This window comes from Ruminococcus sp. RTP21358st1_G6_RTP21358_211008 (genome assembly GCF_040908885.1).
Classification (GTDB): domain Bacteria; phylum Bacillota; class Clostridia; order Lachnospirales; family Lachnospiraceae; genus Blautia_A; species Blautia_A faecis.
The window spans coordinates 47,649-73,174 of sequence record NZ_JBDGDM010000001.1; the positions used below are offsets into that span (position 1 = coordinate 47,649).

Sequence of the window (25,526 nt, forward strand, 5' to 3'; positions counted from 1 at the left end):
CCCTCCTTTCTTTGAAATGTGTTCTAATGAGCATTCCAGATTGATTTCGCAAGGGAACCTGTCTTGAACAGGCTGAAACACAGAACAACGGTATAAGCTGCCACCGACCACAGTGCTGTGTGCAGATTGTCCGCAACCGCAATGCCGGATACCAGCACCGCATAGATTGCCACGCATACCATAATGAAAAATCCCTGAAACGCCAGTGAACACAGTCCCTTGATATAATTGTTGCCGATACCGCCCCATTCCCGGTTACTGAATGTGGCAAAGGGAACCGGAGCTACTGAAATATAAAGGTAGATTTCAATCATTCTCCCGAAAAGCATGACGGTAATAAGCAGGGAGATGATTTTCATACATAAGCTGACAATCATAGTTTCGATACCAAGCCCGATCAGCTCGCCGATGCCCATTGTATCAATCTGACTGTCAAACATGGTTTTTAGGGTATCCGTCACATCAATGGTAGTGGAACCCGAAACAATACCGCCTGCTCTGGTCACGATATGGTTTCCCACATCAAAAATCGCCATTGTGATGTCAAAGGTGTAGCTGAGAAGCAGCACAGCGATACAGGCTTTGATAAGGTAACGGAAAAAGAACTCGCTTCCTACTTCATGCATATTGTTCTTATCCATGACCATTGTAATCAGCTCATAGCAGAGTATCGCACTGATGATCATGCCCGCTATGGGTATCATCACATTTTCCGAAAGGTTCTCTATCATAGAAAACACTCCGCTGTTCCATGAACTGGGTGTCCTGCCGACTTCCCCTGCGATTGTTCCGACCTTATCATTCACATCTGTAAACATCGTAGTAAGGTTGTCCATGACCCACCCTTGCAGTATTTCCTTTATAAATTCAGTTATCTTGTCGAGAATCGCTCCCATGACTTAGGAAAACAGGCTTGTAAGCTGCGGAATTACCGTCTGTGCCACAATTACAATACCGCCACCCGCCATGAGCTGCTTGACCCCTTGTGATTTTGCCCCTGGGTTATCATTTCCGTATCCCTCAAGAAGATTGATAACGCCCCATACTGCCACGCCTGCTCCGATTGCGGTTACAACGGTCTTTAATCCTGTTACTGCTGATGTAAAAAATGCCATATTCAGTTACCTCGTTCTTTCCGAAAATTTATTTTTTGCAAAAAATAAGGAGCATTGCTTTCTATCCGCAAAACTCCTGTACCTCTGGACATCGTGTCCAAATGTTCCTATTCAGTTGTATCCGGGGAAATCTCCCCGCATTCAAAGGCTTCATCTACCTTTGTCTTTTCTGTGACCTTCAAGTGGTGCAGATGTTTCACATACTGTTCCATATCAAAGGCATTTTTCTTGTCATAATCGGACAGCTCTTTGTACCGCTTGTGCTTCGTTATATCGAATTTATCCGAGAAAAATGGTCTGACACCTCTAAGCTGCATAATACATTTCCCGCCATCCATGACAGCAATCTCATCTTGGCTCATCAGTTCCTTTCCGGTCTTTTGGTAATTCAGACCGTAGGACTGGCTCGTCCCCCTCGTATCCGAGGTGTTGTACAGGTCAATGGTTTCTTTCCCCAATACCTCTGCTAATTCCTTTAGGGTGGTCTTTTCCTTTCCTCCGAGAAACAGCGTAGTGTCGCAGTTGCCCTCTATGGTATCGGCATTGTCCCTGTAAATCGCTTTGAGCTGTGATTTTGACTGCAAAATAATAGAAGCTGATATTTCCCTGCTTCGGATCGTAGCAATCAGCTTCTCAAACTGTGGAATCTGCCCGATGTTCGCAAACTCATCAAGGAGCATACGCACATGAACCGGGAGCCTTCCGTTATAAACATCGTCTGCCTTGTCGCAAAGCAAATTAAAGAGCTGGGAATACATGATAGACACCACAAAGTTAAACGTAGCATCTGTATCAGAAATAATAACGAACAACGCTGTTTTTTCCTCTCCCAGCGTGTCAAGCTCCAGTTCATCATATTCCATCAGGTCACGCAGCTCTTTTATATCAAATGGTGCTAACCTCGCACCGCAGCTAATCAGAATCGACTTCGCTGTTTTTCCTGCCGCAAGCTTATATTTCTTATACTGCCTTACAGCAAAATGGTTCGGGTCTTTTTCCTCCAGCTCCTCAAAGAGCAGATCAACAGCATTTTTGAAGTTTTCATCGTCCTCTCTTGCTTCACTTGCATCAATCATATCAATCAGCATGGCAAAATTCTGTTCTTCCTCCGGTGCTTCGTACCAGATGTATGCAATCAATGCTGTATAATAGAGTTTTTCTGCTTTGACCCAAAAGTCCTCACCGGATTGCTGCCCCTCTCCTTTTGTGTTGACTATGATTGTGTTGACGAGTTTCAAAATGTCCTTTTCGCTCCGCAGATAAGCAAATGGATTATAATGCATGGATTTTGCAAAGTTTATGGTGTTGAGGACTTTAATCTTATACTTGCCCCGCTTCAGCATCTTCCCACATTCCACTAAGATTGTGCCTTTCGGGTCAGTGACGCAATAGGACGAGTGCATCTGCATCAGGTTCGGCTTCACGAAAAATCTTGTTTTACCGGAGCCGGAACCGCCAATCACAAGAATATTTTTATTTCTTGCATACTTCGGTTCTTTCGGTCTGCCGGACATCATCAGACGCTCCGTAGCGGTCAGAAGAATATTATTTTCAAATACAGAATCCATATATGGCTCTATATCTTTGGCATTCCCCCACCGTGCAGAACCGTATTCCACACCCTGCCGGAATTTCTTGGCATTCTTCGCCTTATAATAAACAATGAATTTTAAGGCAACGCCTCCGGCGATTCCAATCAGCAAATCACTCAGAAAAAAACTGGGGAACGGATTGGAAAACATCCTGTCCATTTGGCTCATTACTACCATCATCTTGTCAGACGCATTACTGCCCTCTGCCACTCTCCATAAAAATGCTGCCTTATTACAGAAGTACCCGGCAAGCACATAGGGAAGATTCAGCAGTATCAGCTTTTTAACATCTGCACTTTTTGCTTTTTCCTTCAGCTTTTTGGGGACAGCTTTTAAATCTTTGGTAATGCCTGCTATGATATTAGTCATAGGCTCTGCCCCCTGTCCTTATTCTTTTCCCGGCTCCGTTCTTTGTTCTGATCCTTTGATACCACATCCCGGAAATGCTTTAATTTCTGCCTTACAGAAGTCCTACTGTTCTTTTTCTCATTTCCATAAACAAATTCCTTAAATGCCTGTGCCACAGCATCGGCATCCCTGCCCTTGAAAAATACCAGATACTTCGGTGGCTCGGTGGTCTTATCCTTTTTCACAGCAAAATCAACATTGTATTTACGAGCTACCCGCTCAAAGGATTTGATATTGCCATCTGTGATTTCAATGGATGAAGCACCTGCACCCTCGCCCACCAGTTCCTTAACCGACACTTTCCCATGCGTTTTCTGTGCCTGTTTTCTGCAATGATTCAGATACATTCTCATGGCAGATTTCAGGATATTGGCATCCAGCTTTGCAGCCTTAATCACAAGGGCGATTGTTTTCTGCGTTACTTCTTCCTGCATCTGTACCTCCTTCTTTCCTTTTTACTGCTGTTCCTTCAGGGCGGAACAAGCAGCCGATGTAGTAAATATTTCATGTTCTCTCCTTTCCGCTTCTGGACATCGTGTCCAAAAATTCTGATTTACAGGCAGCCTGCTCTGATACAGTCCTCGTACTCCCTTAATGCTTCCTCTGTATCTGCATCCACAGATAACTGGATACGAACAAAATCATGCAGCGTTCCCGCTAAAAGAAAATCCTTATAAAGCCGCCCAAAATCCTCAACAAACTTCTTTATCAAATGTTCCGGATCATCTCCAGCATGATATTGTACATAAATCTGACTTCTGCCTGTGTTTCCCAGCATATCCGTCAACTGATACGTCAGCTCTCCTGTCTGCTTGACCGAAATCTGAATCAGATTGTAATTCTTTCTCAATTTAAAATAGCTACTATGATACTCCGACGTTATTGTGATGTTTGGATTTTCTTCCAGTTCCATCACAACATCTGCCAGTTTTCCCAATAACGCTGCGGCTGCTTTTTTCTGAAATTCTCTCTTTTTCATTTCATCTGACCTCCATCCGGCTTCTGGACATCGTGTCCAAAAGCAATAAAAAAGGGCAGCTACAAATCTTTCGACTCATAACTGCCCTGACGCTGTTTTCTGTTTTTCCATGCCCTATTCCTTATATCGAATGACAGGGCACTGTTTTTGTTTATTTCCTATTTTTCTCCGCTCCAAGGCAAACACCATATCTCCGGTTCGCTCAAAAAAGCCGATGTCCTTTTTCCAGCTCATTCCACATTTGCAATGCTGCAAACCAATAAACTGCTGTTTCATTCTCCTGCCGCATACCGGACACCGCTTATTACTGCTTCCCTTTTTCTTTTTCGGCACATCCTCCTTTTTCTCCTTCGGCGGCTTTTCTTCCGGTATCCCATTTTCCGCAATACGAAGCTCATATCGTGGCAATTTTAAAAGATATGCTCGGTAAACCTCTTCATACGGAACCCAGATTGCAAGAGATTTCAGTTTTTCATAAATCCGGTCAATAATCTGCTTTGCTACCTCCTCATTTGGTATCTCTCCATTTTCCTTATAGAAAATGCAGGTTTCCCGAAACATCCAGTCTGCTATTTTCATCTTCTGCTTCTGTTTTAAATCCTTATAGGTCTTATTCGGCTGTTTCTGCTGTTTATATGCCAGTGAATGATGATTTGGTTTCATACAATCCCTCTTTCGGACAAATTCTGTTCAAAGCCATTATAACAAAATTTATGCCTGTATCAAATATTTCCGGTACATTTATTTCAACAGCATAACCGTACACATCTGTGCATGGAACAGACCATTCTCCACCGTAACATTATCAAGCAGCAATGCCTGAAACAACACATTCCTCACATTTTCAAGACTGACGATTTTCTGTTCATTCTCCGGCAGATGTACAAACTCCACACCGTCCTCCACAGCAGATTTTCTTGCGGCTTCACAATGAGTAAAAAGTCCCAGAATATACTTATTTGACATGGCAAAAGCATAGGTTTTCTGTCCATCATATACAATCTGGTCCTTCTCCGCTGCTCCTTCCGGCAGACTGAAAACGCACTGCACTATTTCTAAACAAACCTTACCTGCATAGTCCGGTTTCAGTTTATTTTTATAGCGTTGTATTTTCCACTGGATTTCACTACGCTCCACAGGGGAATGGGTACGCTTAAACTGAATTTTCCGGCACAACATATCCAAATCCATATACACGTTATTTCCTACAAGATGCTCCGTATATCCTCTATATTCCCCCAACCGCAACAAATACGAAAGCACCTCATTCAGCTTTTCCTCTGATTCTATGAACTGAAACGGTTTTTCTCCAAATTCCAGATATTCAAACTGTAATGGGCAGCTCCCTTTCTCTATCTCCCGTTCCATAACTCTTTTTACATCTCGTAATGATTCCATTTTGCTCCTTTCCGCTTCTGGACATCGTGTCCAAAAGCAATAAAAAAAGGGCAGCTACAAATCTTTCAATTCATAACTGCCCTGACGCTGTTTTATTTCAGTTCTATTTCTGCCATTTTTGCAAATACTGCTTTTTGCTCTAAAAGCTCTTTCTGTTTTTCCTCCGGCAGACATTTGAAGATTTCCTCATATCCCATTTCCAGCATCGGCGTTCCCTTTGCGAAGAGATAGAGCCGGGTATCAAGCCATTCCTGCCATAAGTCCTCAAACATACTCTCACTGTCTGTATAGGTTATAACATCATTAAATCCATACTCCGGTGTGTAATATTGCAGCTTCACAAAACCGTACCGTCCTACATCCAATACCAAAATGCTTTCCAGCTCATACAGTTCTGCATAGGCTGCGGCAACCTTTTTGCACCGTTCCCGTTCTATGTCTGTAATGTAACTTTTCTCCACAGTTGCAAACCTCCTGTTTCGAGGCATCGTGCTGCCTCTTATTCAATCTTCCGTGTTTCTATTTCAAAAACACTTCCGTCCCTTGTTTTTATTGTAAAAATATTTGCGGCATCAGAGGTATCTATATCCTCAATCCCTAAAGCCACATCATTTTCATCTAATACTTCGTATAGCTGATCCTTAAACTCATTATGTTCCATAACTTTTTTACTCTCCTTGTATGTTTTATGGTGCGTACACGCACCATATTATTATATGTTTCATGCACTTAGAATACAAGTGTGGAAAGGAGCTTTCAGTATGATTAAATACGATCCGCTTTGGCGTACGCTAAAGGAAAAAGGAATCAGCCAGTACCAGCTTATCAAAGATTATGGCATTGATAAAGCACAGCTTCAGCGGCTTCGGCAGAACCTTGTTGTAAAAACGCTTATTTTAAACAGGCTTTGCCAGATACTTAACTGCCGGATTGAAGAGATTATGGAATACGTCCCGGATGATAATTAAAGGTGTTGTTCTGATTGATGAACAATGCCTTTTTCATTTTCGCTTTTCATCTGCACCTTTGGACATCGTGTCCAGAAGTATCACTGATTATCTTTATTATCTCCATCAGCACCATAACCATTCTCAGAATTACAACCACACCGCCAATCAGACCACCTACAATACAGTTCAGTGCCAGTATTCCTATACTTCCTGCAATTCCGAAATTTTTTGGTATGAGAATCATACACATTTTTCTGATCCCATAAGGACAGCCGACCAGTACCCAATACAGGAAAAAATCAAATCCTTCTGCTTTTCTGCAAATCGGATAACAGGTTATCATCCAAACTGCCAGCAACGATACCGGAAGCACAATTTTAACCAATATTCTTTTCATTCCAGCCACCTCCGTACATATCATGCTGTACCTCCTGCTGATAATAATGATTCATCGTTGAGGGTGCATTATAAAGAGCTGTTACCATATATGCCTTGATATTTGCAATTTTCGTAGTTGTTTCCTGCATACATCCTATCACATATTCCAAATGGGAGCTATTCAGTTTGAGGAACTTTGATTTTACAAGCTCATATGGATAATCATTTCCACCGATTTTAACAGTCTTATGCTTCACACATACAATCTCGCAGATTACCTCATACAATTCCTCATACAGCCCTTTGTCCTGCCATCTGCCATATTTCATGTGATGTTCGTACTCAATATTCTCTTTGATGATTTCCATGTAAGCATTGACATCTTCCATCACATCAATCTCCCCTTCCAACTCACTGCCGGATTGATTGATAGGATTGATATAATTCCTATCAATATTACTCTGGTTAGTATGATTATAGTTAGTATAATTAGGGTCTGCTTTTTGAACTTCCGCAAGTTCAGATATTGTACTTCTTGAAGTAAAATTTTTAGACTTCTGGAAGTCTGCTTTTTGAACCTCTTGAAGTTCAGTTTCTGAACTTCTGGAAGTATAACTTTTAGAACTCTTGAGGTTCAAATCCTGAACTTCTGTGGAAACATCAGCATTTGCAGGCGTTTCTTCTTCTGCTTCTCCTATTGTGGCAAAATTCTTTACATAAATAATATCCGGTTTTCCAAGTCCCCTGCGTTTCTTTTCGATCAATCCTATCCCATTATCACTGTCCAACTCTTTCATAATCTTAACACAGGTTGCTTTTGCACATCCCAAATCCTCCATGACATTATCAAGAGTATAAATGATATAGGCTCTGTTTTCTTCATCCAACCAGCCATTTTTCATAGACAGTGACATACGGTCAAGCATCAGACCGTACAGGAGCTTGGCATCGCTGCTAAGCCCCTTGAAACGCTCGTCTTTAATCAGCAACCGAGGAACACGATAAAAGGAAAACTGTTCTGCTTCAATCCCATAGTAATAATCAAACTGTATCTGTTTACCCATTTTACCGCACCCCCTTTACTGTTTCTTCTGCCATTCCTCCAATAATTGCAGGATAATCCCCTCAATCTCTTCGCTGGAGTATTCCTCTGAAAAAAACTGGCTGATTTTTTCAGACTTGATTGTAACTTTCCTCTCTTTCGGCTTTTCCTCGGTCAGTATCAGACGCACCATCGGCAGCGTCAGTTCGCCGCTTTTCCCATATTCCTTCAGCTTGGCAGACTGTACTGTGGAAATATTTGCTCCGCTTTCCTCAAGGATTACCAGCACCCACTGTTGTGCATCTTCCGACAGAAAGGAAATGTCAACACCCTGTACCAGACCGATTTTCTTTCTGTCAACCAACTCTAGCAGCTCATCGGACAGCCTTGCAAGCCAGATATACCGTTGCACCGTCTTTCCGCTTTCTCCGGCAGCTTCTCCTACCTCGTCAAGCGTATTTCCGTTTCCTTTTCTGCCCTGATGCTTCATAGCCTCGTATTTCATGGCATAAGCTTTCGCCTTCTCACTTGGCAGAATGTCCTCACGCTGAATGTTGGAATCCACCATGATAATCGTAGCTTCATCGTCTGTATAATTGCGGACTATCACAGGCATATCCTCTTTTCCTGCCCGTTCTGAACCTCGTTTTCTGCGGTGTCCGGCTATGATTTCATAGCCACCCTCTGCCCTCGGTCTTGCAATTCCCGGTACGAGCACCCCATACTTACTGATGCTTTCCGTTGTTTCTTCCATTTTTTCATCGTCCAGTACACGGAACGGATGATTTCTAAACTCATGCAAATCCGTGAGCTTGGCTCTGATAATCTGCTCTTCGCTCCCTGTCTTTTCTTCTGCATTTCCAAATAAATCATCATAACTGCTTAATTTTACCTTTGCGGCACTTCCTGCTTTACTCATTCCCAAGCACCTCCTCCGTCAAAGACTGATAAGCAGCGGCTACTTTGCCTTTCGGATCATGTTCGTAGATACTGACACCCTCTGCGGAAATCTCTGCCGCACGGACGGAAATGGGAATACTGTTTTCAAATATCCGCACCTTGCTACCGTAATTCTCCACCAGTAATGCAGTAATGTCCTTTGCATAATTGGTTCGAGCATCCACCATTGTCAGCAGAATCCCCTCAATCATCAGCTTCGGGTTAATCTGTCTCCTGACCTTTCCTATGGTCTTAATAAGCTGCTGCAACCCTTTTGCCGGAAGATATGCCGCCTGCACTGGAATCAGAATACTGTCCGCACAGGCAAAAGCGTTTATAGTAATCATGCCGAGAGAGGGCATACAGTCAATCAGAATATAATCATAATTATCCTTTACCAGCTCTATGTAGGAACGCATCACAAGCTCTCTGCTCATCACATTTACAAGTGATACTTCCAGACCGGAAAGCTCAATGTTTCCCGGCATCAGGTCAATTCCCTCTTTGTGTTTCAGGATACCATAATCCGCTTCCATATCTTCATCATTGATGATATTGCCAAGTGCTGTTGCAAGTGTTTCCTCTAGCTTGTCCGGCTCTGTGAAGCCAAGACTGTCTGTCAGACTGCCCTGTGCATCGGCATCAATCAGCAGGACTTTCTTGCCCTGTTTTGCCAATCCTATGCCTAAATTACTGGTTGTGGTGGTCTTGCCCACACCACCTTTTTGGTTTGCGATTGCGATTATTTTACACATGATAGATTCTCCTTTGTTTTCTGCTATTTTTCTGCTACGTTTCTTTTCTTTACTTCTACATACGCCCTGTAAAATTTCTTCGTTCCCTTATTCGGATACATCTCGGAAAACTCCGTTACTTCCACTTTCGGATTCCTCTGCAAAATCTTTCCGAACCACTTAATATCATTCTTTGTTCCCATCAATCTGACTTTTAACATTAGTCTGTTCCTCCCAATAAGGCATACAGCTTATGGTTGTATGTGGCATATTCCGGATACCGAATCTGAATTGCCTGCCAGAAATATGGTGCATAAGCACAGCAGAATATTTCCTCCACCGTGTACTGCCTGCACTCGTCCACCTGTTCTTCTGCATCTTCATAATCGGAAACACTTGGTGTTCCATTGCAATACAGATTGAATGCCATTCTGATCACTCTCACACTTCCACTGGTCTGCCAGCCTTCGTGTAAACACTCTGTTATTACGCATCCTGTTTTGAAATCATAAATTCTGTAAACATTTCTTCTGGTATCATCGCTGATCCCAAGACAATAGCAGAGTGCCTTGTGGTAAACATCCTGATACCGGACTTCCTTTAACTTCTCGTAGTAGAATTTCTCATGTGCATCGCTGATAAAAATAATCTTTTCTTCCTTTTTGGTTTCTGCTCCTAACGCTGTACTTGTCATAATAGAACCCTCCTTGTGTTATTTTGATTTTGTTTTGACCATAACAACAGAAAAAGGACACTCTCCGTTTTATTGGAAAATGTCCTTTTAATAGCATTCAACTATTAAGTTTTGAAAGGTTCTGATTTCTAAAACATCCCTTTTCAGTCCATATTAGTCCACCGAATGACACAAATTTGATGTCAATTTGATGTCAAACACTCGATAAACTCATAAAAGTCTATGGATTTTCTGATTCTTAGTACAACTTCGCACCTGCCGGAATCCAGTCATTCACCATGAGAAGATTTAATCCCTCATGTCCATCTTCCTCGTGTACTGCTGAAATCAGCATACCCTCGGAATCAATGCCCATCATCTTTCTCGGAGGCAAATTTACGATTGCAATCGCTGTCTTGCCAATCAGATCTTCTGGCTCGTAATACTCGTGAATACCGCTTAAAATCGTGCGTTTCCGGTCTGTTCCGTCATCCAGAGTGAACTTTAAAAGCTTCTTTGACTTCGGTACTGCTTCACATTCCAGAATCTTTACTGCACGGAAATCAGCCTTTGCAAAGGTATCGAAATCAATCATTTCTTCAAACAATGGTTCGATTTTTACGTTGGAGAAATCAATCTTTTCTGCAACCTTTTCCTCTGCCACAGCAGCATTTTCTACTGCCTTTTCAGCCTTCCCTTCGCCCTTCTTAGCGTCCAGGGACTTCATTGTCGGGAAGAGCAGTACGTCACGGATGGCCTGGCTATCGGTGAGAAGCATAACCAGACGGTCGATTCCGTATCCAATACCACCTGTCGGCGGCATACCGATTTCCAGCGCATTCAGGAAATCTTCATCTGTATGGTTTGCTTCTTCATCACCAGCATCTGCAAGTGCATCCTGCGCCTTGAAACGTTCGCGCTGATCAATCGGATCATTCAGCTCGGAATATGCGTTACACATTTCCCATGTATTAATGAAAAGCTCAAAACGCTCTACCTTGTTTGGATCAGAAGGTTTCTTCTTAGTCAACGGAGAAATCTCGATTGGGTGATCCATAATAAATGTAGGCTGAATCAGCTCTTTCTCACAATATTCTTCGAAGAAGAGATTGATAATATCGCCTTTCTTGTGACGCTCCTCATACTCGATATGATGTTCGGCAGCAAGCTTCTTGGCAGCTTCATCATCTGCAACCTGGTCAAAGTCAATTCCTGCATATTTCTTGATCGCATCATTCATGGTCAGACGCTCAAATGGCTTTCCAAGATCAATCTCGATACCATTGTAAGAAATCTTGGTGGAACCGCAGACCTTCTCTGCCAGATAGCGGAACATGGATTCCGTAAGTTCCATCATTCCTTCATAATCTGTATATGCCTGGTAAAGCTCCATCAGTGTAAATTCCGGATTATGACGGGTATCAACACCCTCATTACGGAATACACGGCCAATCTCGTAGACTCTTTCAAGTCCGCCAACGATCAGTCGTTTCAGATAAAGTTCCAGTGAAATACGAAGCTTAACATCTTCATTCAGTGCATTGTAATGTGTCTCAAATGGTCTGGCAGCTGCACCACCAGCATTGGAAACCAGCATTGGAGTCTCTACTTCCATGAAGTCACGGCCAGCAAGGAAGTTTCGGATCTCTTTAATGACCTGAGAGCGCTTGATAAATACGTTCTTGCTCTCCTGGTTCATGATCAGATCTACATATCTCTGACGATAACGCATATCTGTATCTGTCAGTCCGTGGAATTTCTCCGGAAGGATCTGCAGGCTCTTTGATAAAAGAGTCATTTTCTCTGCATGAATAGAAATCTCACCGGTTCTGGTTCTAAATGCAAAACCTTCCAGACCGAAGATATCGCCGATATCAGATTTCTTAAAGTCTGCATAAGAATCTGCTCCGATAGCGTCTCTTGCAACATATACCTGAATGTTTCCCTGTAAGTCCTGGATATTGCAGAAAGAAGCTTTTCCCATGACTCTCTTGAACATCATACGTCCAGCGATTGCCACATGGAGCGGGCTGGCATCCATAATACTTCTTCTCTCTTCGTAGTCGTTCTTCTGAACTTCCTTCGCCTGCTCTTCATCAAGACCTGTTACATCCGGCTCTGTACGATCCTTCAGCAGCTCTGCTTCGTGTGCCTCATAAAGGTTCTTTACTTCCAATGAATGATGGGTCTGATTAAATTTTGTTATCTGAAATGGATCCTTGCCATTCGCCTGAAGCTCTGCCAGTTTATCACGGCGGATTTTCAGAAGCTGATTCAGATCCTGATTCTTCTGTTCTGCCACTTTTGTGCCTCCTTAAATATTACGCTGGATTTCCAGCACTTTGTACTTCATGATACCGGATGGCAGCTCTACTTCTACAATATCACCTGTGTGTGCGCCCATAAGAGCCTTTCCTACAGGAGATTCATTAGAAATCTTGCCTTCCAGGCTGTTTGCCTCTGTGGAGCCAACCAGCTTCAGTTCTATATCTTCGTCAAACTCGAAGTCATGTACTCTTACTTTACATCCTACGCTGATCTTGTCAAGATCGACTTCGTCCTCAACTACAACCTCAGCGTTCTTCAGGATTTTCTCAATTTCTTCAATACGCGCTTCGATATCTCTCTGCTCATCTTTAGCTGCATCGTACTCTGCATTCTCGGACAGGTCTCCCTGCTCTCTTGCCTCTTTGATCTTACCTGCTACTTCTTTTCTTTTTACTACCTTTAAATCATGCAGCTCTTCTTCCAGTTTTTTAAGTCCTGCATAGGTTAGTAAGTTCTTCTTTTCTTCCATTATAGCCTTACTCCCTTTCATTCCGGCGGCTTGTCGCCCCGTATCATACATTTCTTATATGCTGTTTCTCCCGGAAAATTCCATTACTATAAAAGTCCTGAACAAAAAGCTGCAGAAATATACCAACCACAGATAACATTCATTCGCCAAACAGTCCACTTTTATAATTGTTAATGCCTGCAGAAGCAGACATTTCATTACCCAAAAGGGTACAAATTCACTAGGATATTCACAGTTTCACCATTATAGCTAAATCAACAGGCATTGTCAAGACAGAAAAATAGCGAACAAATGTAAAAAAAGATGCCGCAGAACCACCATTTTCCGTGATTCTGCGGCATCTTACTTCTTAATTATGCTATTCTCTCAGAATATGCTTCTGAAAGGGGAAAAGTTATCCTTCGATGGCAATGTGTTTCTTCTCTTCCACTGCTGGTTTCGCTTCTTTCTTCGGAACAAACAGTTTCAGAATGCCATGTTTAAACTCAGCCTTAATATCCTCCTGCTGAACATCCTCGCCTACATAAAAGCTTCTGCTGCAGGCTCCTGCGTAACGCTCCCTGCGGATGTAATGACCGGATTCTTTCTCCTGCTCATCTTTGTCCAGACCTTTCTCAGCGCTGATGGTCAGGTAGCCATTCTCCAGGGAAGCCTTAATCTCATCTTTGGTAAATCCTGGAAGATCGACTACCAGCTGATAACCGTTATCCATTTCCTTAATATCAGTCTTCATAACGTGGCTGGCTCTCTTGCCATAAAGCTTCTTCTCGGTATCTTTCATTGCTTTATCATCATAATAGAATGGAAAATCATTAAAGAAATCATCAAATAAGTTCTCTCCAAAAATACTAGGCATTAACATAAGTCATCTCTCCTTTTTATATATGCTGTTTACCTTGTTTCTTGGAACTCGGGTGGTAGGGAATTCATAAAGCCTTTCGCTTTTGCTTTCTTTTTATCCCCTTCCTTTGTTCTAGTTGTAATATAGCACCTATTATTAGCACTGTCAAGAGGTGAGTGCTAATTATTTTGTGAAGATTTTGTGAACGCTACGGTCTGTGCTAGACGGATATCCACCGGACATCCAGCCCCCATCACATACTGCATAAAAAGGAACAACATATTTTTGCAACTTATCTTGCACTTTCACTGCTATCAACAAATGTATCTTCTGTTTATATATATTATTACCATGAATTTGCATTGCTCAGTCTACAATCCCCAATAACCAGTCTCTGGCATTAATACGTCGAATTCCCTCATATTGTTCTTCTGGTTCTTCATCCATTGTTAGGATAATCTTTGGATAATGATCTCGTATCGCCTGTAATGGCCTTAATTCTCTTAAAAGTGTATTTTTATCTCGTACAGTCAGTGCCACCTGGAAATATACTGTTCCCTTTTTATTCTGTGCCACAAAATCCACTTCATATGAATCGATTTTTCCAACATACACCTCATATCCTCGACGTAACAATTCCAGATAGACTATATTTTCCAGAACATGTCCTGCATCTGCCTGCCTCGAACCTAAAAGCATATACCTCATTCCAATATCAACTATATAATATTTTTCAAGAGTTTTTAAATATTGTTTTCCCTTTATATTATAACGTTTTGCCTGATATATAATATAACTCTCGCTAAAAGCCTCTAGATATTTTTCCACCGTTTTTGTATCAATTTTTCGCCCTTCTGAGGTCATCGTATCTGCAATTTTTTTTGATGACAATGGATTTCCTATATTATCAAACACAAATCTTAAGACACTCTTAAGCATCATAGTATCTGTAATTTTTTTTCTGTTTATAATATCCTTTACAACAATCGTATTATAGATTCCTTCCAGATAATCTCTGATCTCATCTGGCTGATTTTTTAATTCCAGTGTAAACGGAAATGAACTATTCTGCAAATACTCAGCATATTTGATTCCTCTGTCATTCATACTGCCAGTACTCTCCATATATTCCTTAAAAGACAACGGCAACATTTCAATCTGAATATATCTTCCTGAAATCATAGTTGCAATCTCACTGGACAACATATATGCATTGGAACCAGTCACATAAATATCTATGTTTTTTTTAATATAAAGACTGTCCAACACTTTCGGAAAATCTGTTACATTCTGAATTTCATCAAGGAAAATATATGTCATTTTTCCATCAAGCAGACGTTCCTTTAAATATTTATATAATTTCCTGTAATCTGTCAGTTCTTCATAATCAAGATCTTCAAAATTAATAGAAATAATCTGTTCTTCCTCAATCCCATGCTCTTTTAAATAATTGCGATAAATTTCCAGAAGCATAGATTTTCCACAACGTCGTACACCTGTAACAATTTTAATCAACTGCTTATCTTTCTAGGCTATCAGTTTTTCTAAATATTCTTTTCTTTCTATAATCATAATAATGCTCCTTTCTTTACTAATTATATTCCAAAAGCAACAAAAAAATCAATAGTTTTAGGATTGTAGTCCCAAAACTATTGATTTTTTTATTTTTATTGGAACAAAAATTAACTTACTAGCTGCTTCTGATAATTTACTGATGGCAATAGATCTTGCAGATGGCATTACTTTCCACAGCACTCCACAATGGCCTTTTCCACATCTTCTATCTGGAATGGTTTTGCCAGATGTGCGGTCATGCCGGCTGCGAGACATCTTTTTGCATCTTCCTCAAATGCATTTGCAGTCATTGCAATGATCGGAACTGTTTTTGCATCCGCCCTGTCCATAGCACGTATGGCTTTTGTTGCTGCGATACCATCCATAACAGGCATCATGACATCCATCAATATGGCATCAAAGGTTCCCGGAGAATTACTTTCAAAGTACTCCACCGCCTGTCTGCCGTTTTTTGCAACTGTAACCTTCGCACCGTCATCAGTCAGCAACATTTCTATGATTTCAGCATTAAGCTCATTATCCTCGGCTGCCAACAGATGCAATCCACGAATATTATATTTCTCTGCAATTTCCTCATCCTTTTTCTGTTTCTCTGCAATCTCAAAAGGAATGGTAATGACAAACACAGATCCAACTCCCACCTGACTTGTCACTTCAATACTTCCATGCATCTGCTCAATCAATCCCCTGGCAATCGCCATTCCCAGACCAGTTCCCTGATAAACACTACGGGCATCTGTTTTTTCCTGTGAGAACGGATCAAAAATGCGGCTTAGGAACTCTGCACTCATCCCTATACCTGTATCAGAAATTGTCCATCTGTATGTACAGATCCCATCCTGTACATCTACAGCCTCCATTACCGTGGTAATCTTTCCTCCCGGCCGGTTATACTTAATGCAGTTTCCATAGATATTCAGAAAAATCTGGCGAAGATGCAGTGAGCTTCCATAGACATAAGGATAGGGAATATCCTCCTTATTTTTCTCATAAATCCACTGAATATCCTCATCTGCTGCCCTGTGTGTGATAATGCTCTCAATCTCATAGACCAGATCTTTAAGACAGATATATTCATGAGTCAAAACAATATGACCTTCCTCTATTTTGCTCATCTGCAGAACATCATTAATAAGGGAAAGTAAATAATCCGCTGCTATCTTCATCTTTTTATGATTTTCCCGTATCAGTGCTTTATCCTCAAAATGGGTCTCATCAATCTTTAACAGACCAATAATACCATTCAAAGGTGTCCTGATATCATGGCTCATACGGCTTAGGAAATTCGTTTTCGCCCTGCTCTCGGCACGCATTTCATTAAATGCAGCCTGAAGGCGTGCCTGTTCCTGCTCATCCCGTTCATGTCTCTGTGTGGTATCCTGCAACAGAATGATTGCATAAATCATAGGGATCTCAGCAAGAATTTCTGTATCAAACACCACCATTCTGGTCATAAGAACTGTTTTCTGTACCCAGCGGATACTTCCATCATCTTCGCGGGCACAATACTCCACAGACATATTTGTTTCTCCGTTCTCAAACCTCTTACGAAGCTTTTCACAATTATCTGTCATACAGTAACCGGCAATTGTTTCCTGGGTGATTTTTTTCTCATATTCCCAGCAGTAATCCTGATAAGAACATGGAAGTGAATAATCCATAAAAAGTTCCCGGCTCTTCTGTTCTTTTCCATTCAGTACAATCCTTCTTTCCAGAACATCTTTTGTCAGATTTACTGTATAGATCACATCTGACAATTCCAGAAGCGCATCCACATAGCTGTCATTTTCCAGGATAGACTGTTTCAGCTGTTCATAATAAAGCTGCAGCTGCTCTTTTGCCCCTGTCTGACCTTCTGAAGTCTTTCGGATGGTTTCAAATGCCAGGAGAAAATGATGCAGCTTTTTGTCCTCATCCCAGTCCACAGGAATCAGTGTCAGGCGGTTATATGCCCCCTGTTTCCCGATATTATACTCATATTCCAGCACATCTTTCTTCGTATGCATTTTCTTTTGAAGTTCCGAAATCTGCAGCCCTTCGCGAATATCTGCCTGACAAGACTTTTCAATCTGTTCCTCTATGATCTGTTCCACTGCACCGGAATATGCACCATCAGAGGCCAGGAAAAAATTTTCACTGGAACGAATCGCCCGATAGGTATCCATCCCGGCATCACAATACAGACAATCTGAGAAATTACTGCCGTGCTGATTAAGCAGCTTTAACAGCTGATATCCCTGATTCTTTTCTGCTGCAGCCTCTTCCCTTTTTACATGATTCTTATTGATATACATGTTTTTGTCTGCGCAGTTAAACAGCTCCCTCATTGTACTTCCGGGAAAATCACAGGCCAGTGCAAAACCTACCGCATAGCTTAGCTGAGTATCCGGATACACTCTGGATTCCTCTGCCATATCTCTGCGCACCTTTTCAAGGCACTGTGTCATCTGTTCCCTGTCCAGTCCATGGGTAACTACAAGAAACTCATCTCCACCTGCTCTTCCCACAAACTGCTCTGCTGGTATGGAAGCCCGCAGGCAGATAGCAAATCTACGGATATAGGCATCACCGGCTTCATGTCCTCTGCTGTCATTAATACGCCGGAGATTATTAAGGTCAAAACTGCAGACACCGGTATCTGCATCCGTTTCTTCCTCACTCAGTAATTCTTCACATTTATTTTTGTTCGGAAGTCCTGTCGCATCATCCAGATATACTTTTCGCTGCAACAGACGGTTCATTGCAGCATACTGTATTGCTTTTATAAACTCATATCCGATCAGCAGCATCAACACAACAATATCTGCTGTGATATATTTTTCAAGCAATGATAAGGATGTGGCTTTTTTCTGCGAATATTTTTCGGCCAGACCTGTTGCTTCATCACAGATTACAAAGAAATCCTCACTTCTGGATATAATATCTGTTTTTTCATATCCTTCAGACCGCCCCAAACAGATTTCTTTATACAGATCAGAAAATCCCTCGTCCAGTTCCTGCATTTTATTCTGAAAATCCGTATCATTCAGATATACCAGATTCAGTTTCGTATTTCCATTGCGCAGACCATCAATGAAAGACCTTACCTCCTGGATCATTGCATCGTCCTGTTCCCCGGCAACCTCCAGCTTGATGATCCTCTGTGTCTCTCCACGGACTAAACCAGTATAATTTACAATACGAGCCGTTCCCTGAATATCAGAAACAATTCCCATCATTATAATAATAAGAATAGCCAGAATAACTGCCAGAACACCAATACTGACCTGAATCATACTGGATTTCTTTTTCTTATTCTTTACTTCGGACATGGTCCTCCCCCTTCTTGTTTTATTCTGTAAAAAATGGCCTGGATGAACCGATATCCCAGATATCCTGATATAGCGCCTGCCAGGACTCCGCCAAGAACATCTGTGGGATAATGCACATACAAATACAATCTTGATATTCCTATCAGACAGGCAAGAACCAGAACCGGTTTCCACAGCTTCTTTTCTCCCATTCTTTCAGCATATGCATTATTTTACCCTACTTTTTCCTGTATGCCTACTCAAATTTGAATGTATTTATTTATAAACAGGATTAGGGTGTCAAAAGGTCACTGACCTTTGATATATATTTCCTTTTGCATCAAATAAGTGAAACCGGCTCAGTTCCGGTTCTTCTTTTGGATCTCGCTCAAACCGAAGAATATACTGTTCCAGTAATTTCTCAACTTCTTTCTGGTTATCCAATTTGCCAAGATACTCCTTCTCTTTGAACAATTGCCAGCCTGCTTTTCCATCAAGACCAGCGTCTTTGAAAAATGTCAGTAACTTATCACTTCCTTTCAGGCAAAGAAAAAGACGCAAGCCACATTTCTATGACTCACGCCTTACTTCGCTCACAATATTCTATTTTCGTTAGTTATCTGCTAGATTGTTTACTGGCAACATTTATACATAAATCAATTCCTTGAGAATAATCTCTTCCGCAATCGCTCTGTGCTGATTAGCAGCTCTTACCCAGGCAATCTGATTTTTCTCTTTATCCGGTAATGGTTCTTTTTCTTCCAACTGTTTCAGGATCACTTCTTCCCGTTCTCTGGCTGCCTGCGTTCATTTTATTAGCACTCTCCATTTCTCATCATTTTTTGACCACAAATTTACGACATTTACGACAAATCTGACACTGCTTTACAATACCAGACAAAATGACTGATGCCCCGGAAAGCCTGTAAAACAGGCACTTCTAGGATACACAAGCCAGGACAAAAATCGACTTTCATTATCAAGAGGTGAGTGCCAATTTCACATTTTCCAATTTTTCTATTTTCCTACAGCATTTCCCTCAGCTGATAATTTGTATACACCTGTTCATAATCATATTCCGAATCATACCTGGTAAGTGTCACCATAGGATCTGCACCTGGAATGATCTGGTAGCTATAGGAAACCTCGTAATCCTCATCTATAAATTTCACAGCACCCTGGTTTTCAGAGCCTTCTGTGATTTCTGTCCTGTAAGCTGTGAAAACACGTCCGCTGTTTATGTCATTTGCCATGGCAGTCATAACTTCGGCCAGATTTCCAAGATCCTCATTTATCGTAAACTGGTTCCAGCGGTCTACCAGAACCGCACCATAGCATTTATCGCCATACTCACTGGTGGCCTCTCTCCAGCAAATATTGATATAGTTATCATCCGTTATTCTGTAGCTTCCAACGTAGTCCCTGGGATCATAATATTCATCTCCTGCCCAATGAGCTGTAAAGGTTCCATTGTCTTCATCCACGGAAACTTCATAACCTTTTTCTAAATTCGCAGCCCCAAGATAGCGGGCAATGATTTCCTCCGGATTGTCTGTTTCCGGATGATAAATATAGGGATTCTCCTTTGGAATCTTAGCCTTTTCACTATCTTCCAGATCGTCCAGATTATCCAGGCTCTGAGCTTCTCCTGTCTGCACCAGTTCACGTCCAAAAATCACCTGGGTATCCTCATCTAAGCTCCCCACAAACTCTCCGTCTACCGTATCAAGATAAATGTCTCCTTCCTCCAGGGAAACAAGTATTTTCCCATCCTCCAGTTTCCATGAGACCTTCAGAATTTCTGCCGAGTCTGGCTCCTCACTATTGTAGGACATTTCCATGTAAGCACTTCCGTCTTCCATCAGCCTCATTTCCAAGTATTGGTTCAAATATTCTGCTACATTGTGGCGTTCGCTGCTTTCGTCAGAATATATTACATAATTGGCATACCAGATGCCCATATAGTCCTCCGGATTTTCGATTTCTGCATGGGCAATAGCAGGAAACAATGCGACGGTTAACATTCCGGTAAATACTGCAGCAATTATTCTTCTTTTCATAAGCACCCTCCCTGAATCATATAATTTTTCTGAAAAATATAATTTCAACTTTGCAGCCAGATACAAAACAGTAACCAGAAATTTTTTCTACAACTGTATCATTCTGCTGTAACTATATTATAAGAAATTTACCCAGGAAAAAGCACTATACTCTGGTTAGTATTTTTCTCATTGTCCATATAAAAAAAATCCAGCTTGCAGGATTCTCCGCCTGCGACGGGTCGCCTCGAGCGACAGCTACCCTTTCCGCCGCAGTGCGTTCCTGCTCAGTAAGGCTTTTGATGTAATAGGCAATTCCAACAGAATTTCCTATTACATTAAAAAGGCGTCCCCTGCAAGCTGAACCACTTACAAGAACGCCCTATACATCGAATATTAAGAAACTGCCATATTAACTTGTCAGATTTTTCAGACACGCGCTACCGCTCTATACCATATTCTATCTCTCTAAAAGCTTCCCAACCAGGCTTGTCACCAGAAACGCCGCAATATCTACAGCCACAATAGTAGACCCTACCGGCGTTCCGCCCAGAATGGAAACAATAATTCCAAAAAATGCACACAACACGGATAAAATCGCCGAACAGATAATTACTGCGCTGAATCGTTTATAGAGCCTCATTGCCGACAGTGCCGGGAAAATGATCAGAGCTGAGATCAACAGGGACCCCACCAGATTCATAGCCAGTACAATGATCACCGCTGTGATCACCGCAATCAGAAGATTGTACATATCCGTCCTGGTTCCAGTAGCTTTTGCAAAATTTTCATCAAAGGTAACCGCAAATATCTTATGATAAAATACTGTAAACAATGCCACAACAATAACAGACACCACCACACACAGCCACACCTCAGCTGTGGTCAGAGTCAGGATTGACGTAGAACCAAACAGGCTGCTGCACACATCTCCGGAAATATTAGAGCCTGTGGAAAAAATATTCATCAGCAGATAGCCAACTGCCAGGGCTCCAACAGAAATCATAGCGATTGCCGCATCTCCTTTGATCTTTGTACTCTGTCCTGTACGAAGAAGCAGCACCGCACAGATCACAGTTACCGGCATGACAAACAGCATATTGTTGCTGAAATTCAGCACCGATGCAATGGCCATAGCTCCGAATGCCACATGGGACAGTCCGTCCCCAATAAAGGAAAATCGCTTCAGCACCAGCGTTACCCCCAGAAGAGAGGAGCAAAGTGCAATAAGCACGCCTACGATCAAAGCATACCACACAAATGGATACTGGAAATAAAATACCAGTTTTTCAAAAATTCCGCTCATGCTTTTCCCTCCTCTCCAGCATCCACAAGCCGCTTTCCAATCTTGCTTTCCAGATATTCCTCTTTTGTTCCGAAGAAAACCTTCTGTCCAATATGCAGCACATGACTTGCATAAGTTGCTACTTCACTGATATCGTGGGAAATCATGATGATGGTTACTCGGTCTTCTTTATTTAATTCGTTGATAATCTGGTACATATCAGCAGTTGCAACCGGATCCAGACCAGAAACAGGCTCATCCAGAAGGAGGATTTTCCTTGTGGCGCAAAGGGCTCTGGTCAGAAGCACTCTCTGCTGCTGCCCGCCGGACAACTGGCGATAACAACGGTCAGCCAGATCCGTAATCCTGGTTTTCTCCATCAATTCGCGGGCTTCTTTTTTCTCTGCTTTATTGTAAAAAGGACGAAGCCCCATTCTTCCCAGGAAACCAGACATCACAATTTCGTCTACCGAAGCAGGGAAGTCTCTCTGAAGCGCAGTCTGCTGTGGCAGATAGCCAATCTCGTTGATTTTTAAATCGTCTCCCAGAATGATGCTGCCGCTCATAGGGCTCTGAAGATGAAGAAGGGTTTTCATCAGTGTGGATTTCCCAGAGCCGTTTTCTCCTACAATACAAAGGTAATCACCGGAATTTACGCTGAAATTCAGCCCGGACAAAATCGCTTTTCCTTCATATCCCAATGTAAGGTTCTCACAAGTAATCAGACTCATAATGCCTCCTTCAGAATCTGGAGATTATTTTCCATGATGGAAAGGTATGTGGTTCCCTCTTCCACATCCTTTGTAGTTACGGACTGCATGGAATTTAATGTCAAAATCTTCTGATCCTTAGTATTTGTATTTTCAATTACTGCTTTCGCCACTTTCTGATCGGAATTCTCGATAGTGAGAACAGCCGGAAGGTTCAGCTCATCCAGCTTACCAGCCAGAAATGTGATGGTCTCGAAGCTGGCATCTGTTTCTGCGGAACAGCCGGCAAATGCAGCGTAATAGGTAAGATTATAGTCGTCAATTAAATAGCGGAACGGGAAACGATCCGCAAAAAGCAGGGTTTTTGACCGGGATTTCTCCACTGAAGTCTGGTATTCCTGATCCAGAGCTGCCAGTTTTTCTTCATAAGCCTCGGCGTTCTGCTGATAAAGCTGGGAATGCTCCGGATCAGCATCAGCAAGACTACTGGCAATGGTGTCGCAAAACAGAGACGCATTTTTCAAGGACAGCCAGACATGCTCATCGTATTCCAGATCATCATCGTGGGTATGCTCTTCTTCGTGAGTGTGGCCGTCTTCTTCCTGCATTCCCTCTACAAGCTCTTCCTCCTTCACCTGATCTCCCAGCACATCCATCAGGTTGATTGCTTTTCGGTCTGGGTTTCCGGCGCCCTTCAATGCATCGGCTACCCAGGAATCAGACTCACCGCCTACATAAATAAACAGGTTACAGGTGGATACCTTCAAAATATCTTCCATGGTAGGCTGGAAACTATGCATGTCTGTTCCGTTACCCAAAAGCAAGGTAAGATCCACATTCTCAGCCTGGTCACCCAGGATTTCCTTTACCCAGTCGTATTCTGGAAAAATAGTGGCTACAATCTGAAGCTTCTGACTATCTGTGCTGGCATTCTCCTGTTCGCTGCCATTTCCCCCGCTCTGGCTTTCCGTCACACCGGAATTGTCAGTTCCTGCCGCCGCACCTGCACCGCAGCCTGCCAAAAGGCAGGCCGTACCTATTGTGGCAGCTGACATGAGTAGCCTTTTGAATTTATTTTTTAATTTGTGCATGTTCAACCTCATTATTTTCCTCTACACTCCTCACAGATTCCATAAAACACCGTCCTGGTAAAATCCCACTGAAATCCATGGTCTGCCAGCATATGCTCGCCCAGATGTGTCATCTCCTCACATTCCAGATGAATCACCTTTCCACACTTCTCGCATTTGCAATGAAAGCATATATGCTTATGACAATGCTCATCATGTCCCAGATACTCGAAGCATGCACTGCTGGTGCCGTCTACCACATATTTGGCAACCAGTCCCTGCTCCACCATCCGGTCAAGCTGGCGGTACACCGTTGTGGTTCCGATAGAAATCCCCTGACTTTTAAAGTATTTACATATATCGCTGACTGTAACATGTTTTCCTTCCATAGAGCACAGATAATTCTCCAGCTCTGTAATCTGTCTGGTACGATATTGTGCTTTTTCGCTCATTTCCCGCGCCTCCAATTTGAAAATCATTTTCATATTATAGCAGATTCTTTTTCAAAGTCAATATGAAAATCGTTTTCATTTTTATCATTCCGTATTTTTTACAGTGCAATCCAAAATTCTCTTGTTTCTGCAGCACACAAGTGCTATTCTTATTCACAAAACAGACATGTCGTCTATCGGTGACATCACTATATAAGAAAGTTTACGTTTCTAAAGGAGCCTGACATCATGGAAAATATAAGTTATGGAAAAATTGTTCTGATCGGCGCAGGTCATGTGGGATCTGCAATTCTGGACTCTCTTCTGCGAATGAATCTTGCAGATGAGATCGTTGTCATAAACAGAAATGAAAAAAAAGCATTGGGAGTCGTACTGGATGCCAGCCACACCACCGCCTTTGCATACAGTGCCAACGCAAACATCCGGGTGGGTACCTACGAGGACTGTAAAGACGCCCAAATTATCATCAACACCGCAGGTCCCAGCATTCAGCCAGGTAACTCCCGTGACCGCATGGTGCTGCTGCAGACCAATGTACAGGTGATGAAGGAGATCATGACACAGATTACCACTTACACCCGTTCTGCCATTATTATCAATGTTTCAAATCCAATGGATATTCTTACTTATATTGCGCAGAAGGAATTCAACTACCCCCGAAATCTTCTGATCGGTACCGGTACTCTTCTGGACACCGCCCGCTTCAATAAAATGCTTGCCGACCTGTGCGGTGTAGATGCAAAAAATGTCACCGGATTCGTTCTGGGCGAACACGGCGGCACAAGCTTTATTCCATGGAATGCGGTTAATATTGTAGGAATTCCTTTCCATGATTTTCAGAAACAGTTTGGTCTGAAAGAGTCTGTTGACTGTGAAAAGCTGCTTCACGAGGTGAAGGTCAGTGGTCTGGACATTGTAGAACTGAAGGGCTACACAAGCTCCGGCATCGCCCTCAGCGTCTGCCGTCTTGTAGGAGCCATTATGCGAAATGAACGTGCCGTTGTACCGGCTTCCGTTGTTCTGGAAGGGGAATACGGATTAGAAGGAATCGCAATGAGCCTTCCATGCGTTATTTCACGAAATGGCGTGGAACGCACACTGCAGATTCCGCTGGATAAAGAGGGTGAGAAAAATCTTAAGATCTGCTACGATTATCTCCGTAATGTAATCGAGAGTATTTCCTGACACCATAAATAATAAAAGCTTACTACAACTTAGACATTTATTTTTTCAATGTCTAAATCGCAGTAAGCTTTTTT

Annotated in this window: 29 protein-coding genes and 1 pseudogene; 2 read left to right on the forward strand and 28 right to left on the reverse strand. The window is 42.2% G+C overall.

Annotated features, from left to right (window positions below; all coding sequences use genetic code 11):
- Positions 1–23 precede the first annotated feature (23 nt).
- The 9 genes from AB5Z12_RS00195 to AB5Z12_RS00235 form a co-directional block, all read right to left on the reverse strand.
- A complete protein-coding gene (locus tag AB5Z12_RS00195; RefSeq protein WP_038259682.1) occupies positions 24–896 on the reverse strand; it encodes a VirB6/TrbL-like conjugal transfer protein, CD1112 family in 873 nt (290 codons plus the stop codon).
- Between the two features lie 3 nt (positions 897–899).
- The gene (locus tag AB5Z12_RS00200; RefSeq protein ID WP_071144656.1) at positions 900–1,115 is read right to left on the reverse strand and encodes a Maff2 family mobile element protein; all 216 of its coding nucleotides are present in this window, start codon (positions 1,113–1,115) and stop codon (positions 900–902) included.
- A gap of 107 nt (positions 1,116–1,222) precedes the next feature.
- A complete protein-coding gene (locus tag AB5Z12_RS00205) occupies positions 1,223–3,076 on the reverse strand; it encodes a VirD4-like conjugal transfer protein, CD1115 family (RefSeq protein ID WP_083382899.1) in 1,854 nt (617 codons plus the stop codon).
- The gene (locus tag AB5Z12_RS00210) at positions 3,073–3,549 is read right to left on the reverse strand and encodes a PcfB family protein (RefSeq protein WP_002596311.1); all 477 of its coding nucleotides are present in this window, start codon (positions 3,547–3,549) and stop codon (positions 3,073–3,075) included. Before AB5Z12_RS00210 ends, AB5Z12_RS00205 begins: the two co-directional genes overlap by 4 nt.
- A gap of 119 nt (positions 3,550–3,668) precedes the next feature.
- Positions 3,669–4,094 carry a hypothetical protein gene (locus AB5Z12_RS00215; protein ID WP_002596310.1) on the reverse strand — a complete coding sequence of 142 codons (426 nt, stop codon included), beginning with the start codon at positions 4,092–4,094 and terminating at the stop codon, positions 3,669–3,671.
- Positions 4,095–4,208: 114 nt separating this feature from the next.
- Positions 4,209–4,757, reverse strand: a complete 549-nt coding sequence (locus AB5Z12_RS00220; protein WP_002596309.1) for a hypothetical protein — start codon at positions 4,755–4,757, stop codon at positions 4,209–4,211.
- A 78-nt stretch (positions 4,758–4,835) separates the two neighbouring features.
- A complete protein-coding gene (locus tag AB5Z12_RS00225; protein WP_044024707.1) occupies positions 4,836–5,492 on the reverse strand; it encodes a hypothetical protein in 657 nt (218 codons plus the stop codon).
- A 92-nt stretch (positions 5,493–5,584) separates the two neighbouring features.
- Positions 5,585–5,953 carry a hypothetical protein gene (locus AB5Z12_RS00230; protein ID WP_014081156.1) on the reverse strand — a complete coding sequence of 123 codons (369 nt, stop codon included), beginning with the start codon at positions 5,951–5,953 and terminating at the stop codon, positions 5,585–5,587.
- A 38-nt stretch (positions 5,954–5,991) separates the two neighbouring features.
- Positions 5,992–6,153 carry a hypothetical protein gene (locus tag AB5Z12_RS00235; RefSeq protein WP_002596306.1) on the reverse strand — a complete coding sequence of 54 codons (162 nt, stop codon included), beginning with the start codon at positions 6,151–6,153 and terminating at the stop codon, positions 5,992–5,994.
- Positions 6,154–6,253: 100 nt separating this feature from the next.
- On the opposite strand from AB5Z12_RS00235, the gene AB5Z12_RS00240 reads away from it, so the two are divergent.
- Entirely contained in the window at positions 6,254–6,460 is a 207-nt protein-coding gene (locus tag AB5Z12_RS00240; protein WP_002596305.1) for a helix-turn-helix transcriptional regulator, read from the forward strand.
- Positions 6,461–6,506: 46 nt separating this feature from the next.
- Here the strand turns inward: AB5Z12_RS00240 and AB5Z12_RS00245 are convergent, their stop codons facing one another.
- The 19 genes and pseudogenes from AB5Z12_RS00245 to AB5Z12_RS00335 form a co-directional block, all read right to left on the reverse strand.
- On the reverse strand, positions 6,507–6,839 hold the full coding sequence (locus AB5Z12_RS00245) for a DUF6050 family protein (RefSeq protein WP_038259775.1): 333 nt from the start codon (positions 6,837–6,839) through the stop codon (positions 6,507–6,509).
- Complete coding sequence (locus tag AB5Z12_RS00250; RefSeq protein WP_014081158.1) at positions 6,820–7,884, reverse strand: DUF6017 domain-containing protein; 1,065 nt, start codon at positions 7,882–7,884, stop codon at positions 6,820–6,822. The genes AB5Z12_RS00245 and AB5Z12_RS00250 overlap by 20 nt, the downstream gene beginning before the upstream one ends.
- A gap of 15 nt (positions 7,885–7,899) precedes the next feature.
- Positions 7,900–8,781: a ParB/RepB/Spo0J family partition protein gene (locus AB5Z12_RS00255; RefSeq protein ID WP_002596302.1), complete on the reverse strand. Its 882-nt coding sequence runs from the start codon at positions 8,779–8,781 to the stop codon at positions 7,900–7,902.
- Positions 8,774–9,556: a ParA family protein gene (locus tag AB5Z12_RS00260; RefSeq protein ID WP_002596301.1), complete on the reverse strand. Its 783-nt coding sequence runs from the start codon at positions 9,554–9,556 to the stop codon at positions 8,774–8,776. Before AB5Z12_RS00260 ends, AB5Z12_RS00255 begins: the two co-directional genes overlap by 8 nt.
- Before the next feature lie 23 nt (positions 9,557–9,579).
- Positions 9,580–9,756, reverse strand: coding sequence for a hypothetical protein (locus AB5Z12_RS00265; protein ID WP_002596300.1), 177 nt, complete (start codon positions 9,754–9,756; stop codon positions 9,580–9,582).
- A complete protein-coding gene (locus tag AB5Z12_RS00270; protein WP_002596299.1) occupies positions 9,756–10,229 on the reverse strand; it encodes a DUF6075 family protein in 474 nt (157 codons plus the stop codon). Before AB5Z12_RS00270 ends, AB5Z12_RS00265 begins: the two co-directional genes overlap by 1 nt.
- 238 nt (positions 10,230–10,467) lie before the next feature.
- Positions 10,468–12,510: a lysine--tRNA ligase gene (gene lysS, locus AB5Z12_RS00275; RefSeq protein WP_368356815.1), complete on the reverse strand. Its 2,043-nt coding sequence runs from the start codon at positions 12,508–12,510 to the stop codon at positions 10,468–10,470.
- 12 nt (positions 12,511–12,522) lie between these two features.
- Positions 12,523–13,005, reverse strand: coding sequence for a transcription elongation factor GreA (gene greA, locus AB5Z12_RS00280; RefSeq protein ID WP_148461413.1), 483 nt, complete (start codon positions 13,003–13,005; stop codon positions 12,523–12,525).
- Between the two features lie 394 nt (positions 13,006–13,399).
- On the reverse strand, positions 13,400–13,867 hold the full coding sequence (locus AB5Z12_RS00285) for an Hsp20/alpha crystallin family protein (RefSeq protein WP_148461412.1): 468 nt from the start codon (positions 13,865–13,867) through the stop codon (positions 13,400–13,402).
- A gap of 345 nt (positions 13,868–14,212) precedes the next feature.
- Positions 14,213–15,361, reverse strand: coding sequence for an ATP-binding protein (locus AB5Z12_RS00290; protein WP_368356814.1), 1,149 nt, complete (start codon positions 15,359–15,361; stop codon positions 14,213–14,215).
- A 224-nt stretch (positions 15,362–15,585) separates the two neighbouring features.
- Positions 15,586–18,732, reverse strand: coding sequence for a response regulator (locus tag AB5Z12_RS00295; protein ID WP_368356813.1), 3,147 nt, complete (start codon positions 18,730–18,732; stop codon positions 15,586–15,588).
- The gene (locus AB5Z12_RS00300) at positions 18,720–18,923 is read right to left on the reverse strand and encodes a phosphatase PAP2 family protein (RefSeq protein ID WP_319017142.1); all 204 of its coding nucleotides are present in this window, start codon (positions 18,921–18,923) and stop codon (positions 18,720–18,722) included. Before AB5Z12_RS00300 ends, AB5Z12_RS00295 begins: the two co-directional genes overlap by 13 nt.
- 88 nt (positions 18,924–19,011) lie before the next feature.
- A complete protein-coding gene (locus AB5Z12_RS00305) occupies positions 19,012–19,272 on the reverse strand; it encodes a hypothetical protein (RefSeq protein ID WP_226854149.1) in 261 nt (86 codons plus the stop codon).
- A gap of 84 nt (positions 19,273–19,356) precedes the next feature.
- Positions 19,357–19,503, reverse strand: a pseudogene (locus AB5Z12_RS00310) (TnpV protein); the annotation flags it as partial.
- 233 nt (positions 19,504–19,736) lie between these two features.
- The gene (locus AB5Z12_RS00315) at positions 19,737–20,771 is read right to left on the reverse strand and encodes a hypothetical protein (protein ID WP_173769126.1); all 1,035 of its coding nucleotides are present in this window, start codon (positions 20,769–20,771) and stop codon (positions 19,737–19,739) included.
- Positions 20,772–21,210: 439 nt separating this feature from the next.
- Entirely contained in the window at positions 21,211–22,056 is an 846-nt protein-coding gene (locus tag AB5Z12_RS00320; RefSeq protein ID WP_173769127.1) for a metal ABC transporter permease, read from the reverse strand.
- Complete coding sequence (locus tag AB5Z12_RS00325; protein WP_118577697.1) at positions 22,053–22,766, reverse strand: metal ABC transporter ATP-binding protein; 714 nt, start codon at positions 22,764–22,766, stop codon at positions 22,053–22,055. The genes AB5Z12_RS00320 and AB5Z12_RS00325 overlap by 4 nt, the downstream gene beginning before the upstream one ends.
- Positions 22,763–23,836 (reverse strand): metal ABC transporter substrate-binding protein, encoded by a 1,074-nt coding sequence (locus tag AB5Z12_RS00330; protein WP_368356812.1) that lies wholly within the window; start codon positions 23,834–23,836, stop codon positions 22,763–22,765. Before AB5Z12_RS00330 ends, AB5Z12_RS00325 begins: the two co-directional genes overlap by 4 nt.
- A gap of 11 nt (positions 23,837–23,847) precedes the next feature.
- Positions 23,848–24,267 (reverse strand): Fur family transcriptional regulator, encoded by a 420-nt coding sequence (locus tag AB5Z12_RS00335; RefSeq protein WP_173736348.1) that lies wholly within the window; start codon positions 24,265–24,267, stop codon positions 23,848–23,850.
- A gap of 228 nt (positions 24,268–24,495) precedes the next feature.
- Here AB5Z12_RS00335 and AB5Z12_RS00340 point away from each other — a divergent pair, with 228 nt between their 5' ends.
- On the forward strand, positions 24,496–25,452 hold the full coding sequence (locus AB5Z12_RS00340; RefSeq protein ID WP_173769128.1) for an L-lactate dehydrogenase: 957 nt from the start codon (positions 24,496–24,498) through the stop codon (positions 25,450–25,452).
- The last annotated feature ends 74 nt before the right edge of the window (positions 25,453–25,526 follow it).